We start from the raw sequence: 12682 nt of genomic DNA, 5'->3' as shown, positions 1-12682 counted from the left end.
GTCAGTATCTCCGTAGCGGCATCATGCAGCAAATTCAGTGACTGGATTTCACCTTGATACAGCGCTCAAGAAATTCATTGTCCGGTATGCCAAGGTGACGGGCGGCCCGGTAGAACAGCTCTCTTTCATAGGTAAGCGGCCCTGCGTGTGTCAGGGCAATAGCCCAGATATCACGCAGTAACTGGATGCGTTCACTGACCGGAAGGTTCGTTCGTAACTTGTCAGCAATCGCATTCAATGATGATTTTCTCGGATTGAATGTTTCAATTTCCCTGCGGACCATGCGCGGATCGGTATGATAATCGTGGGTCAGAACTCTTACGACGATTTCCAGCTCTTTGGGGTCAGCCTTGCCGTCAACCCAGACCATATGCATAAGAAATTTAGAGATCAGGTCCTGTAGCTCTACAGTGGTCAGATTATGTTTAAACAGGTTGAAAAACATCGCTTCCCCTCCTTACACGGATGCATGCCTGAGAATGTGCTGATTTGTGAGCAAAGGCAAAATGATTCGGGCACACGGCCTCGCCCTGCGAGCGGCCTTTGGTCGTCCAATCTGCCTCTTTGCCACGCTTTTGCCATTGCGAGCTGATTTTTGCCCGGATCGCAACATATCAGCATCTCCCTCATCCGGCACGATCATACCTGATGAGATCAGCAACGCCAGACAGATATCCCGGGTGAAATGCGGCGATGGAGAAGGGGGCAACAAGCCCTAGATGGCGCGCTGTTCAAACAATGCTTCGCCTCGGTATTGAAGTGCTTCTGCGATATGGTTTCTGTTAATCTGTTCGCTTGCAGCCAGGTCGGCAATGGTTCTGGCAACCTTCAGGATGCGGTGATAACTGCGGGCGGATAGCGAAAAGTGGCGCATTGCCTGATCCAGCAGCTTTGCACCCTCTCCATCCGGACGGGCATAGTGTTCGATTTCGCGCGTCGTCATTCGGCCATTGACCTTTCCCTGACCGAGACGACGGTATTGAATGTCACGTGCAGCCATCACGCGTTTGGCAATGGCCGATGAGGGCTCCCCTTGCTGCATGCGGGCTAACTCCTCATGTTCAACCGGAGGTACATGAATTCTGAGATCGAAGCGATCAAGTAGGGGGCCCGAGATTCGGCTGAGATAACGGTTAATTTGTGATGCATTGCAGCGACAGGGGCGTGAGGGGTGGCCCAGGTATCCGCACGGGCACGGGTTCATGGCCGCGATCAACTGAAACCGGGCCGGGAACTCAACCGAATCGGCGGCACGGGCAACGCGCACCTTACCGTCCTCCAGAGGTTGCCTCAGTGTCTCAAGCACAACACGTCGATGTTCGGCCAGCTCATCAAGGAAGAGAAGGCCATAGTGTGCTTTGGATATCTCTCCGGGCCTGGGATTGCTGCCACCACCGATCATGGCAACATCCGAGGCCGAGTGATGGGGTTGTCGCAGCGGTGGCTGCAGACACATCGGAGGGCGGCTGCAATCTCCTGCAATGCTATAGATGCGGGTCACATCCATGGCCTGCTCGCGTGTCAGTGGTGGCATAATGCCGGGAAGGCGCTGGGCCAGCATACTTTTTCCTGCCCCCGGGCTGCCAGTCATAAGCAGATGATGGGCGCCGCTTGCCGCAATCTCCAGTACCCGGCGGGCCTGTTGCTGACCTCGTACATCGGCCATATCGGCGGTCATGATCGGGGGAGGAGGAGTCTCCTTAAGAGTCGCCTTTGCAAGTATGGTATGTGCGCTCAGGTGGCGGGCAACGGCCAGTAGCGTTGCGGCAGGATAGATGTTCACATCATCAATCGCTGTGGCTTCATCGATATTGCCCGTCGGGACGATAATGTCGCGATAGCCATGTTTGCGGGCAAACATGATCAGCGGCAAGACGCCGGATACCGGATTCAGACGCCCATCCAGTGCCAGTTCACCAAGCATAAAAGGAAGTGGAAGCAGGGGGGCCGGGGCCGGCTGCTGGAGTGCGGTGATATCCCGCACATTCAGTTGTCCGGATGCAATCAGAAGGCCGATGGCAATGGGAAGGTCGAAGTGAGATCCATCCTTGCGCCTGTCGGCTGGTGACAAGTTTACCGTGATGCGCCTTAGCGGGAATTCAAAGCCTGAATTCACCAGTGCAGACCTGACCCTGTCACGTGCCTCGCGGACGGCCGCTTCACCCAGACCTACAAGCGACCAGCAGGGTAGGCCTTTGGAGAGGTCTACCTCCACATCAACAGCCTCAGCATCCAGCCCGCGCAGGGATGCACTGCATAACCGTGCTAACATGAGCTGATTGTAGACGATCAACGGCGTTATAACAGAACAGTTCGACTGTACTGCCAAGGGTGAGCAGAGTGTGTTCCGCCGGTTGACTATCATGAGGGCATTTAAAAAGATATCAGGGTTGAATCAGATATTGGAGGAATGATGGATATTTCTCATATTGCGCTTTCCCGGCATACCTGCAAGGGCTACGATCCGGATCGTCAGATACCGGCTGAACTCATTGAGCAACTTAAAATATTGCTGCGTTTTTCTCCTTCCTCTGTGAACTCGCAGCCCTGGCATTTCATCATTGCTTCCAGCCCGGAGGCAAAGGCCCGTGTTGCCAGAGCTGCGAGTGAAGGGGCCTATATCTCCAATGGCCCAAAAATTCTGAATGCTTCTCATGTCATTGTATTTTGTGCCAGGACCACGCTGGATGATGCACATGTTGCCAGGTTGCTGGAGCAGGAGGTGGTGGATGGTCGTTTACCAACAGAAGAGGCCAGGGCGGCACAAAGTAAAGGCAGAAACTACTATATTCACCATCACCGATTTGATCGCAAAGATATGCAGTGCTGGATGGAGAAACAGGTATACCTTGCACTTGGCACACTGCTGTTCGGGGCGGCTGCGCTTGAAATAGATGCAACTCCCATCGAGGGGTTTGATCCTGTACGACTGGATCTGGAGCTTGACTTGCATGCACGGGGGATGACGAGTGTCGTGCTGGCGGCCCTGGGATACAGGGGGGATGACGATTTTAATGTCCGGTTGCCGAAGTCACGCCTGCCAGAAGATGCTGTCATCACGGAGATATAAACACGACAGCGAATTCTCTCCAGTTTGCATGAGCATGGGGGAAGCTCGGAATCAATGGTGGCAGTATTGATTTCGCAAACAGAAAGCTGCGCGGTCGTATAGGGAAATGCTGATTTGTTGCCCTCCTGGCAAATATCACCTCACCAAGGCAAAAGCGTGACAAGGAGGCAGGGAGCCGATTGGACGGTCAAGGACCGCCCGATGGGCGCGTGCATGATGCCCGGGTTATTTTACCTTTTCTTACAAATCAAACACTTGCGCGTCTGATTTGACTCGCTGCATTATCCTGCAGCGCACCGGGCGCCGGTAAAGCCGTTCAATCCGGCTATCCGGCCATGGCCCGCAAGGAAGCACTGACACATCAGTACTTCTGTTGCTGCGGTCTGTTGGGCGCAACATCTATGCCACATGCGCAAATTCTTGCCGCACCGGAAAAAAACATCGGACGAATCGACGTGACTGCGACGGGGTGAACAGGCCTGATCCTCATTCGATGGCATATGAATTGCTGCTCATTTTAAATGGCCATTTACCTGAAATATTTTACTCAATACTACCCGTCATCCCGACGGATTCCTGCGCACGAGTCTCTGCTTCCCGGAGTGAAATTGGCGAGGATATATGATTTTCCGGTTGGTCTCTGAAAACAGAGGGAGCACGATATGTTAAGTTTCTATTCTGCAAGTACACGCATGGTGAATTCGAAGCGGGCCATCACGGAATGTATGGAGGCTGCCTTTGGCGAGGGGCAGGAGACTGATTGTGATCTGGTTGTGATTTATTCATCCATGGGACATAACTTTCAGGATTTGCTGGACCAGGCCCGCACCATGGCTCCCGGCGCACGCATAGCAGGTGCGTCATGTTGTGGCATTGTAGGCAAGGAAGGCGTTAGCGAATCGATGAAGGATGTTGCAATCATGGCGGTTCGCGGGGCGCCGGGTGAGATCGCTGTCGCGCATGTCGATGGCATCACTGGCAGCAACTCCTATGAAAAAAGTCAGGAGCTTGGACGTCAACTCAATGCCCAAAATCCTGAGATCAATATGATCTATTTTATGGCTTCGGGGATCGATATTGCCAACGATCAATGTATTGCCGGGCTTGAGTCGCAGTTGAGTCCCGAAGTTACCATTTTCGGAGCTACCTCAGCGGATAATATGAAAGGGGTGATCAGTTTTCAGTTCATGGATGATCGGGTCTTTGAGCATTCAGCGTTAGCCATCGGCTTTGCCGATCCGACTCTGGAGGTGGTGACGCGGGCAACGCACGGATTTCTGGCGACTGGCGAAGCGATGGTGGTGACGCGCTCGGAGGGGAATCGCATTATTGAGCTGAACGGACGACCTGCCTGGGAGCTCTATACCGAGCGGCTTGGATTACCTGTGTCGGCGACTTGCGGTGATACCATTCCTGTGGGGGCATTGGCGGAGGAGTTACCGGACAGCCTCAAAGAAGAGTATGGAAATGATCATATTCTTCGGGTGGTGACCCGGCGCGATGACGATGGGGTGATGTATTACACCACCGATTGCCCGGAAGGTACCAGGTTATACCTTACGGTCAGGGATGAGGAACTGATTTTCTCCGAAATGAACAAAATGATGGAGTGGGTCGTGGAGCAGGGGGCGGGGCGAACTCCGGTGGCTGTATTCCATGCGGATTGCCTGGCCCGTGGCCGCTTCCTGTTCTCCAAGGTGATCAAGGATGAACTGGTGCACTGCATGCAGCATCCTCTTTCAAACGAAGGTGTAGTGCCGCCGTGGCTGGGTATTTATGGCTTCGGTGAGTTCGCCAGGCTTGGACGTGCGAATACCTATCACAATTACACAACCGCCATTTACGCGCTGTATCGCCGATAAAGATGGCGCGCATCCGCTTTAGCTTGATGACATCATGAACGGATAGGGAACATGATAAGCGAACTGGAGTACCTGGAGTTAAAGAAAAAGTACGAGGCATTGCGTCGCAAATCCATTTTTTCCTCGACTGAACAAAAGCTGATTAATACCGGTTACAGGCTGGAACGTGAGCTGGCCAGGTTTGAGTCCATCTATCGATATAGCCAACAGTTGCTCGGACAAAAAAATATCACCGAGTTTGCCGAGATTGCTGCCGAGGCAGTGGTGGATATCTTCGAGCTGGAGACAGGGGTCTTCTGGTTGTACAACGATGCCGGTCACCTCACGTACCGGCCAGTGGCAGTTTCAAGCTCCCTGAACGAGGCTGTGAACTGGTCCCGTTTTGCAGAGTGGCTGGTGAGCTATGGTTATTCAACGGAAAGTAGTACCGTCAAAAAAATATTGGTGTGCAGTGATCAGGAAGATTTGTTACAACTCGATATCTATCGGCTGCTGGTTTGCCCGCTTTCCGATTCTGACAATCGACGAAAGGGATTATTGATCGGTATTGTCTCGATGCAGAATCATCGGCTATATGATATCCCCGCTGAGGAGTATACAGGTTCCTTTACTGTGCTTTCCCAATTGATCGGTACGCTGCTACAAAACCGTGATAGCAGGGAAATCATCCATCAACAAATTTCAGCCTTGCAGCAATCCGGGGCTGAGCTGACGAAAGCCCGGGATGCGGCAGAGGCAGCATCCCGGGCAAAAGGTAACTTCCTTGCCAATATGAGCCATGAGATTCGTACTCCGATGAGTGGCATTATGGGGATGGCCTATCTGGCACTACAAACTGATTTGTCACCCAGGCAGCGAAGCTATATTGAAAAAGTACACCACTCTGCTGAAAACCTGCTTGGAATACTCAACGATATTCTGGATATATCCAAAATTGAATCTGGCATGTTACACATGGAAAGTATCGACTTCGATTTGGATGAGCTGTTTGACAATGTGGTCGCTTTGCTGGAGCCCAGTACCTCTGAAAAGCGGCAGGCACTCAGACTGAAAATGGATGCCAACATCCCCTCATCCCGGCTGATCGGTGATCCGTTGCGATTACGTCAGATTTTGCTGAATCTTGGTAACAATGCCATCAAGTTTACCGATGCAGGTGGCGAACTGGTGATCTCGGCAGAACTTGAACATCAGGATTCCGATTTTGTCATCCTGCATTTTACCGTAAAAGATAACGGTATCGGCATGACTCCTGACCAGCAGTCCAGGCTGTTCCAGCCATTTTCGCAGGGTGATGACTCGACCACTCGTAAATATGGCGGAACAGGTCTGGGGCTGGCGATTTCCAAACAATTGATTGAAATGATGCAGGGAAAAATATGGCTTGAGAGCGCAAAGGACAGAGGCAGTACATTTCATTTCACCGTAAAATTGCAGCTGCAACACGAACATAATATTTCGCCGCCGCCCGATACGACGAAAGCTATCCCTGAGGCGATTACGCACCTGTATGGAGCAAGGATCCTTGTCGTTGAAGACAATGAAATCAACCAGTGTCTGTTGGAGGATGTGCTAAATCATGCAGGCATGAAGGTGGTGGTGGTCAATAATGGACAGGAAGCGCTGGATGCGCTCTCTGCTCAGGCTTTTGATGGTGTGTTGATGGACTGCCAAATGCCGGTCATGGATGGGTTTACCGCCACCCGCCATATCAGGAATCAGGCCAGATTTGATAAGTTGCCTGTCATTGCAATCACTGCGAATGCCATGGCGGGTGATAAGGAGAAGGTTTTGCTGGCGGGCATGAATGATCACATCTCCAAGCCATTTAATATCAATCAAATGTTTGTCACGATGTCAAAGTGGATCAACTCTGAGGGTGGCGACTAGTACCCTTTTGATAAGTGCTGCGTAACAGCGCGCGCTGCCGGATTGTGGCGTCCATCCCTGGCCTGCATGGAGGCACTGAATAAATGGGCGATTCCTTAGTCGGAAGCATCACGCTGTGAAATCGTCGCACAGACGGCTGGCAGTTTTAGTCGGCGCCGGCTCTTTTTCGAAAAATATCAATACGTGCCGGGGGCAGGTTCGCCCATACCACTTTTTTGCTCAGGTGATGAAAATTGGTGTCAAACAGCGGATGATAATGCATCAGGTCATAGGTGAACTGTACGAAGCAACCGCCCGCTTGCAGCTTGTTTGCTGATGCTTCAAGAATCTCGCGGACAGTTGTCTCAGGCAGGCTGCGCAAGGGCAGGGAGGAGATGATGCCGCCAACAGGACAGGCAAGCGAGGTGATCTCCGCCGCGGATGCGTGGATGATGTTGACCTTCGGGAAGCGGCGGCGCAGATGATCACTGAGCTGATCGGACAACTCAAACACATACAGTTGTTCTGGCGGGAACCCGGAGGCGAGCATGGCCTGAGTAACGGGCCCTGTACCGCCTCCGAATTCCACAATGGCGGCCTGATCACCAACGGGTAACAGCTCAACCATGCTTGCTGCCAGATAACGGGAGCTTGGTACGAGGGTGCCGATGGCTTTCGGGTTTCTTAGTAATGCCCGTGTGAGGCGGATGTGGTTTAACATCAGCCTCTCACTTAAAGGCAGCATTGCGGATCAATCGGGATTCCGCCGCTTGAGTCAGGTCGCAGATAGTCAATCTACACCGCCTTGTTTGAAGGTTATGGCGCAGCAGAGGATTTCCCTTGCACGCTTTTGTCTATCTGCCTGTGGGGTGAACGCGATGCGTACACCCGTTTGACTTATTTGATCAGCGTTCTGACCTGGGCTTCCAGCTCATGCACGCGTGCATCGAGGGCAGTCAATTCTTCCCTGGCCTTTCTGAGCATGGCTTCCTGCACCTGCATGCGCTCGTGCGTGACCACATCGAATTGTGACAGGGCTGACTCAACGATGTTACGAACCTGCTCTTCTGCACCCTGTTTCAGGCCGCCGAGCATGCGAACGCCTGCCGCAATCTTGCCTGCAATGTCGTCCAGGGCTTGTTGATTGTTTGTCATGTTTCCTCCGGGGGGGTATCTGTTATTTTTGTGTAATAGAGCCCTTCAGGTATGCGAGTTTTCCTGAAGGCAGTTTGACGACCAGCCAGTCCTGTTTGCCACTCTTATCCGCTGAAAGTTTGGCACCGGGTCTGAACCAGGCAACGCGGCTTGAGTCAGGTGCCGGCTTTTTCATCAGGGGCTGATACGATCGTTTGTCAAATTCGGCTTTGGCCGGAAGTGACTTCAACCGTTGTTCAACCAGATCAATGATGGCCCGTTCGACGGACTCCTCTCTGGTATTGGTTCTCACCTTGATGTACAGCGTTGTTAACCGTTCGGTTTGACGACGCAGGGTAATGTTTCCATCCAGGTTATCATTGCTGAATCCAATCAGGTAACCGCCATTCTCCTGCGGTTCAAGAATATCAATATCCAGCTCCATCGATTGCAGAGAGGCCTGAATCGATGCAATCGTTCTGCGCATGGAATAGGCGAAGCTGGCCTCCTGACCACCAAACTGTTCGCTGACGACGCCAATCAGGGCAGAGGGAACGGCTGAGACAGCGGTGAGTGCAACACAGCCGGACATCGATGCAGCAATGATAAACGGAAACAGGATGCGGCTGATTGTCATGCCATACCCCACTTTTTAGCGGCCGGATTGGGCATCTCAATATGATGGAGTACGCGATCGACAACAAAGTCGATGATATCATCAAGTGATTCCGGGCGATGATAAAAGCCCGGCATGGCAGGAATGATTTCTACACCAAGGCGGGCAAGTTTCAGCATGTTTTCCAGGTGAATTGCCGAAAGCGGCGTTTCTCTGGGCACCAGAATCAGTTGTCCTCGCTCCTTGATCATAACATCTGCAGCCCGTTCAATCAGGTTATCCGATGCACCATTGGCAATATGAGCGAGTGTTCCCATCGAGCAGGGAATAATGATCATTCTGCGGATGCCGGCAGAGCCGGATGCTGCGGGAGAAAACCAGTCTCTGGTTGCGTAGCAGTGTATGTTGTCTGCATCGACGGACACATGCTCAGCCAGTGCGGCGGCCGTCCCGGCCGGATCAGCGGGCAGTTTCAGGTCCAGCTCCTGATCGAGCACCACCCGTGCCGCATCGGAGAGGAGAATATGCAGTGGGACGCCGGCAGCAGCCAGGCGTTGAATGAGTCGCAAAGCATAACAGGAGCCTGATGCACCGGTTACTGCGATAATCACTGGTTCTGTGGCCTTGGTTCCAAAGTTCATCTGCTGCATAAGCTCCTTATCGGGATGGGGTTCACTGCGGTGATTCAATTACATGGAGAAACTTTCTCCCAGATACAGCCGGCGTGCATCCGGGTGCGATATAATCTCATCAGGCTTGCCACGAACGATGATCTGGCCGGCACTCATCAGATAGGCGCGATCGCAAATAGCCAGGGTATCGCGCACGTTATGGTCTGTAATCAATATGCCGATCCCTTTGCGACGCAGCTCGGCAATGATGGCCTGAATATCCTCAACTGCAATGGGATCAACGCCGGCAAATGGTTCGTCGAGCAATAAAAATTTTGGTTTGGTGACCAGAGCACGGGCGATTTCGGTACGTCGCCGCTGGCCACCTGAGAGGGTGTAGGCCTTCTGGTGTTGTACTGCTTCAATACCAAGATCCACCAGTAACGATTCGAGCTCTTCCTCGATGCGGATGGAGGGCATATTCAGGGTCTCAAAGATAGCGAGCAGGTTTTCACGGACGGTCAGTTTTCGGAAAATACTGGCCTCCTGTGGCAGGTAGCCGATACCACTTCTGGCCCGCAGGTGCATGGGTTTGCCGGTGATATCCTGATCATCCAGCATCACATGGCCGTGATCAGCCGGGATCAGGCCACACACCATATAAAAGCTGGTGGTTTTGCCGGCGCCGTTAGGGCCAAGCAGGCCGATACACTCGCCTGAATAGATATCGATATCGACGGACGATACCACCTGCTTGTTTCGGTAGGTTTTGCAAAGTCCGCGGGCGGAAAGGTGGTGGACGGTACTCATTTTCCGGCTCCTGTGCCGGGAACGATGACACTGTTATTGCCCTCGTCTGATTCAATGCGCATATGGATCCGTCCGCTCTCGCCCGGTGTGACCACTGTATCTTTCCGGTTCATATCATGAACAATGGTTTCACCCTCAATCCTGTTACCATCCTGGTCCAGCACGGCCTTGCCGGAAAGGGTCAGTTTGCCGTTAAGCTGATCGAGCCTGGCCTTGTTCGAGTGACCGTGCACCTTGTCCTGGACAATCACAACATGCCCTTCGGCATCGGCGTGGGTCAGCTTGTTATCGACGTAGTAGGCTGTCAGGTGATCACAATCCAGAACCATGGTATCGCGGACAAGGTGGACTTTGCCAAAAAACTCAACCCGATTGTCTTTATGGAACATATTCATCCGCTCAGCATCAATCTGGACGGTGTTGTTTGCGGCCCATAAGGGGGCAGGGATGTATGTGATGATGCCTGCCAGCAGCAGGGGGAGCAGCCTGAACGAATGCTTGCCCCTGATGAAAGACAGGGACATATCTGCCAGTATGGTAGCACGGCTCATGGTGTCACTCCTTGCCATTGCGGATCGGTATCCTCAATCCAGATGCCCTGGTTGACTTCAATCTCTTCACTCTGTCGCTTAAGGGTCATATCTTTTCCTTTCGCAGTGATAGTTTTGCCATGAATCTCAAACGGATCCGGGACCTTGATCTGATCATGGGTGCTGTCATAGATCAGGTTCCGGGTTGTCAGGGTCCACGTTTCATAGACAACAGTGACGTGATCCTGAAACCTGATATCGCGTGCGACCGGGCTGAACCAGGCCTGGTCACCATTGATCAGCACCTCCTTACCGCTTTCGGTATAGAGGCGCAGCAGCGGTTTGATCAGATGCATCTGGCCATCCAGCTGCTGGGTTGCTTCACTGGCCCGCAGCTGCCAGATGACGCGTCCATCTTTCCGTTCCACCAGTACGGGGCTGTCAACTTCGGTGTTCGGTTTGCCGCTGCTTTTATCATCGGCCGGTTTGCCGGGGCCTGCGGTGGTCACCATAAATACCGCCACTGCAACACTGCCTGCTGCCACCAGCAGGCTGCCCCATTTGAGCCACCGCCATACGATTGTATTCATACAGATGTGTCGGGTTTCGCGCGGGTCATTGCACAGCGCGCGGCGTATCCCAGCCGCACTGTTGCGGGGATACCTTGTAACGGCTGAAAATCACCTGATCCCAGGCACCGGTGGCCAGAATCAAGCCCTCGGCTGCCTGCCGGATGGCACCGCGTCCGCCATTGTAGTCAGAGATCCAGTCGACATAGCCCAGTACTGCCGCATGTGCATCAGAGGGGGCCAGGCTTAAACCGGTGCTGTACATGGGGGGAAGGTCGAGTACATCATCTCCCATCATGGCGCATTGAGTCGCGGTCAGGCCGCAGCGGGCAAGCAGATTCGTAAGTGCAGCCGCCTTATCCAGGCAGCCTTGCAGAACATATTCAATGCCAAGATCTCGGGCCCGGGCTGCAACCACTTCGGAGGTGCGGCCGGTAATAATGGCGACATCGATACCTGCCCGTTGCAACAGCTTGATGCCATGGCCATCACGTACGTTGAATGCCTTAAGCTCATGGCCGGCACCGTCCATAATGATAGAGCCATCGGTCATCACGCCATCCACATCAAGGATCAGCATGCGGATCTGGCGTGCGGCCTCGAACGGAAAATCATAACCATGTTGCGTGCTCATTTAACGCCTCCGTGCAGGATATCATGCATGTGGATGATCCCGTTGACCATGCCCTCATCATCGCGGGTAAACAGTACCAGAACTTTTTTCTCTTCCATCAGCCTCAGAGCCTCGCTGGCCAGCCGGTCGGCATCAATGCAGGTCGGATTCGGATGCATCAGTGTATGGACTGTCGCGTCCAGGTCCATATGGCCCGATTCAAGGATGCGGCGCAGATCGCCATCACTCAGACAGCCAACCAGTCTGCCTTCACGGGTGACGCCGGTAATACCGAGGCGATGGGCACTGATCACCATGATCGCTTTGCGCAGGCTCTCGTCATCGGCCACCATCGGCAGCTCGGCTCCCTGATGCATGAGATCCTGTACGCGCAACAGTTTGCGGCCAAGGCTGCCTGCCGGGTGTACGCGCGCGAAATCCTCTTCACGGAATCCCCGCTCTTTTAATACGACCACGGCAAGTGCATCACCGAGTGCCAGCGTGGTCGTGGTGGATGCTGTGGGGGCAAGGTTCAGCGGGCATGCCTCCTGTTGCACATCGATATGGAGTACCGTGTCGGCATATCTGGCCAGAGTGGAGGTTCGATTGCCGGTCATGGCGATCACATGGGCGCCTCTGCGTCTGATTTCCTGCAGCAGCCCGCATACCTCGGCCGTTTCACCGCTGTGGGAGAGGGCGAGCACGGCGTCATCGCCGGTAATCATGCCCAGATCGCCGTGTTGGGCTTCAGCCGCATGTACGAAAAATGCCGGCGTGCCGGTGGAGGCAAAGGTGGCGGCAATTTTCTTGGCGATAATGCCCGACTTGCCCATGCCGACGACAACCAGGCGCCCCTGCAGGGTGAGGATAACCTCAACGGCCTGGATAAATGCATCATCCAGATGATCACGTTGTGCCGTCAGCGCGGCAATTTCTATATCGAAAACGTCGCGCGCCTTTGTCAGCCATGCCTGTCGGTTTGTAATGTGATGATTCAT

14 protein-coding genes are annotated in these 12682 nt (G+C 53.4%); 3 read left to right on the top strand and 11 right to left on the bottom strand.

Features of this window, described 5'->3' with window-relative positions:
• Window positions 1-34: 34 nt before the first annotated feature.
• Window positions 35-445: a tellurite resistance TerB family protein gene (locus FEF65_RS05710; protein WP_138238834.1), complete on the bottom strand. Its 411-nt coding sequence runs from the start codon at window positions 443-445 to the stop codon at window positions 35-37.
• 270 nt (window positions 446-715) lie between these two features.
• Window positions 716-2272: a YifB family Mg chelatase-like AAA ATPase gene (locus FEF65_RS05705; protein ID WP_138238833.1), complete on the bottom strand. Its 1557-nt coding sequence runs from the start codon at window positions 2270-2272 to the stop codon at window positions 716-718.
• A 141-nt stretch (window positions 2273-2413) separates the two neighbouring features.
• On the opposite strand from FEF65_RS05705, the gene nfsB reads away from it, so the two are divergent.
• The 3 genes from nfsB (at window position 2414) to FEF65_RS05690 (ending at window position 6822) form a co-directional block, all read left to right on the top strand.
• Window positions 2414-3070 carry an oxygen-insensitive NAD(P)H nitroreductase gene (gene nfsB, locus FEF65_RS05700; protein WP_138238832.1) on the top strand — a complete coding sequence of 219 codons (657 nt, stop codon included), beginning with the start codon at window positions 2414-2416 and terminating at the stop codon, window positions 3068-3070.
• A gap of 662 nt (window positions 3071-3732) precedes the next feature.
• Window positions 3733-4932 (top strand): FIST signal transduction protein, encoded by a 1200-nt coding sequence (locus FEF65_RS05695; RefSeq protein ID WP_202978235.1) that lies wholly within the window; start codon window positions 3733-3735, stop codon window positions 4930-4932.
• A 51-nt stretch (window positions 4933-4983) separates the two neighbouring features.
• Window positions 4984-6822, top strand: a complete 1839-nt coding sequence (locus FEF65_RS05690; RefSeq protein WP_138238831.1) for a GAF domain-containing hybrid sensor histidine kinase/response regulator — start codon at window positions 4984-4986, stop codon at window positions 6820-6822.
• A gap of 145 nt (window positions 6823-6967) precedes the next feature.
• Here the strand turns inward: FEF65_RS05690 and FEF65_RS05685 are convergent, their stop codons facing one another.
• The 9 genes from FEF65_RS05685 to FEF65_RS05645 form a co-directional block, all read right to left on the bottom strand.
• Window positions 6968-7429, bottom strand: a complete 462-nt coding sequence (locus tag FEF65_RS05685; protein WP_138238830.1) for a class I SAM-dependent methyltransferase — start codon at window positions 7427-7429, stop codon at window positions 6968-6970.
• Between the two features lie 269 nt (window positions 7430-7698).
• On the bottom strand, window positions 7699-7956 hold the full coding sequence (locus tag FEF65_RS05680) for an accessory factor UbiK family protein (RefSeq protein WP_138238829.1): 258 nt from the start codon (window positions 7954-7956) through the stop codon (window positions 7699-7701).
• 22 nt (window positions 7957-7978) lie between these two features.
• Window positions 7979-8572: an SH3 domain-containing protein gene (locus tag FEF65_RS05675; protein WP_238701207.1), complete on the bottom strand. Its 594-nt coding sequence runs from the start codon at window positions 8570-8572 to the stop codon at window positions 7979-7981.
• Window positions 8569-9192 (bottom strand): UbiX family flavin prenyltransferase, encoded by a 624-nt coding sequence (locus tag FEF65_RS05670; RefSeq protein ID WP_138238828.1) that lies wholly within the window; start codon window positions 9190-9192, stop codon window positions 8569-8571. Before FEF65_RS05670 ends, FEF65_RS05675 begins: the two co-directional genes overlap by 4 nt.
• A 48-nt stretch (window positions 9193-9240) precedes the next feature.
• Window positions 9241-9972 carry an LPS export ABC transporter ATP-binding protein gene (lptB, locus tag FEF65_RS05665; protein ID WP_138238827.1) on the bottom strand — a complete coding sequence of 244 codons (732 nt, stop codon included), beginning with the start codon at window positions 9970-9972 and terminating at the stop codon, window positions 9241-9243.
• A complete protein-coding gene (locus FEF65_RS05660) occupies window positions 9969-10523 on the bottom strand; it encodes an LptA/OstA family protein (RefSeq protein WP_238701206.1) in 555 nt (184 codons plus the stop codon). Before FEF65_RS05660 ends, lptB begins: the two co-directional genes overlap by 4 nt.
• Window positions 10520-11092: an LPS export ABC transporter periplasmic protein LptC gene (lptC, locus tag FEF65_RS05655; RefSeq protein ID WP_138238826.1), complete on the bottom strand. Its 573-nt coding sequence runs from the start codon at window positions 11090-11092 to the stop codon at window positions 10520-10522. The genes FEF65_RS05660 and lptC overlap by 4 nt, the downstream gene beginning before the upstream one ends.
• 25 nt (window positions 11093-11117) lie before the next feature.
• Complete coding sequence (locus FEF65_RS05650) at window positions 11118-11705, bottom strand: KdsC family phosphatase (RefSeq protein WP_138238825.1); 588 nt, start codon at window positions 11703-11705, stop codon at window positions 11118-11120.
• Complete coding sequence (locus FEF65_RS05645; protein WP_138238824.1) at window positions 11702-12682, bottom strand: KpsF/GutQ family sugar-phosphate isomerase; 981 nt, start codon at window positions 12680-12682, stop codon at window positions 11702-11704. Before FEF65_RS05645 ends, FEF65_RS05650 begins: the two co-directional genes overlap by 4 nt.

Source organism: Mariprofundus erugo (assembly GCF_005818865.1).
In the GTDB taxonomy this organism is placed as follows: Bacteria; Pseudomonadota; Zetaproteobacteria; order Mariprofundales; family Mariprofundaceae; genus Mariprofundus; species Mariprofundus erugo.
This window is presented reverse-complemented; position numbering and strand designations above follow the sequence as displayed.

Bases quoted from the DNA above. Each gene is read 5' to 3' on its own strand.
- FEF65_RS05690 (WP_138238831.1), top strand. From the start codon at position 4,984: ATGATAAGCGAACTGGAGTACCTGGAGTTAAAGAAAAAGTACGAGGCA.
- FEF65_RS05695 (WP_202978235.1), top strand. From the start codon at position 3,733: ATGTTAAGTTTCTATTCTGCAAGTACACGCATGGTGAATTCGAAGCGG.
- FEF65_RS05685 (WP_138238830.1), bottom strand. From the start codon at position 7,429: ATGGTTGAGCTGTTACCCGTTGGTGATCAGGCCGCCATTGTGGAATTC.
- lptB (WP_138238827.1), bottom strand. From the start codon at position 9,972: ATGAGTACCGTCCACCACCTTTCCGCCCGCGGACTTTGCAAAACCTAC.
- FEF65_RS05670 (WP_138238828.1), bottom strand. From the start codon at position 9,192: ATGAACTTTGGAACCAAGGCCACAGAACCAGTGATTATCGCAGTAACC.
- FEF65_RS05675 (WP_238701207.1), bottom strand. From the start codon at position 8,572: ATGACAATCAGCCGCATCCTGTTTCCGTTTATCATTGCTGCATCGATG.
- FEF65_RS05710 (WP_138238834.1), bottom strand. From the start codon at position 445: ATGTTTTTCAACCTGTTTAAACATAATCTGACCACTGTAGAGCTACAG.
- FEF65_RS05680 (WP_138238829.1), bottom strand. From the start codon at position 7,956: ATGACAAACAATCAACAAGCCCTGGACGACATTGCAGGCAAGATTGCG.
- nfsB (WP_138238832.1), top strand. From the start codon at position 2,414: ATGGATATTTCTCATATTGCGCTTTCCCGGCATACCTGCAAGGGCTAC.
- FEF65_RS05645 (WP_138238824.1), bottom strand. From the start codon at position 12,682: ATGAATCATCACATTACAAACCGACAGGCATGGCTGACAAAGGCGCGC.
- lptC (WP_138238826.1), bottom strand. From the start codon at position 11,092: ATGAATACAATCGTATGGCGGTGGCTCAAATGGGGCAGCCTGCTGGTG.
- FEF65_RS05705 (WP_138238833.1), bottom strand. From the start codon at position 2,272: ATGTTAGCACGGTTATGCAGTGCATCCCTGCGCGGGCTGGATGCTGAG.
- FEF65_RS05660 (WP_238701206.1), bottom strand. From the start codon at position 10,523: ATGAGCCGTGCTACCATACTGGCAGATATGTCCCTGTCTTTCATCAGG.
- FEF65_RS05650 (WP_138238825.1), bottom strand. From the start codon at position 11,705: ATGAGCACGCAACATGGTTATGATTTTCCGTTCGAGGCCGCACGCCAG.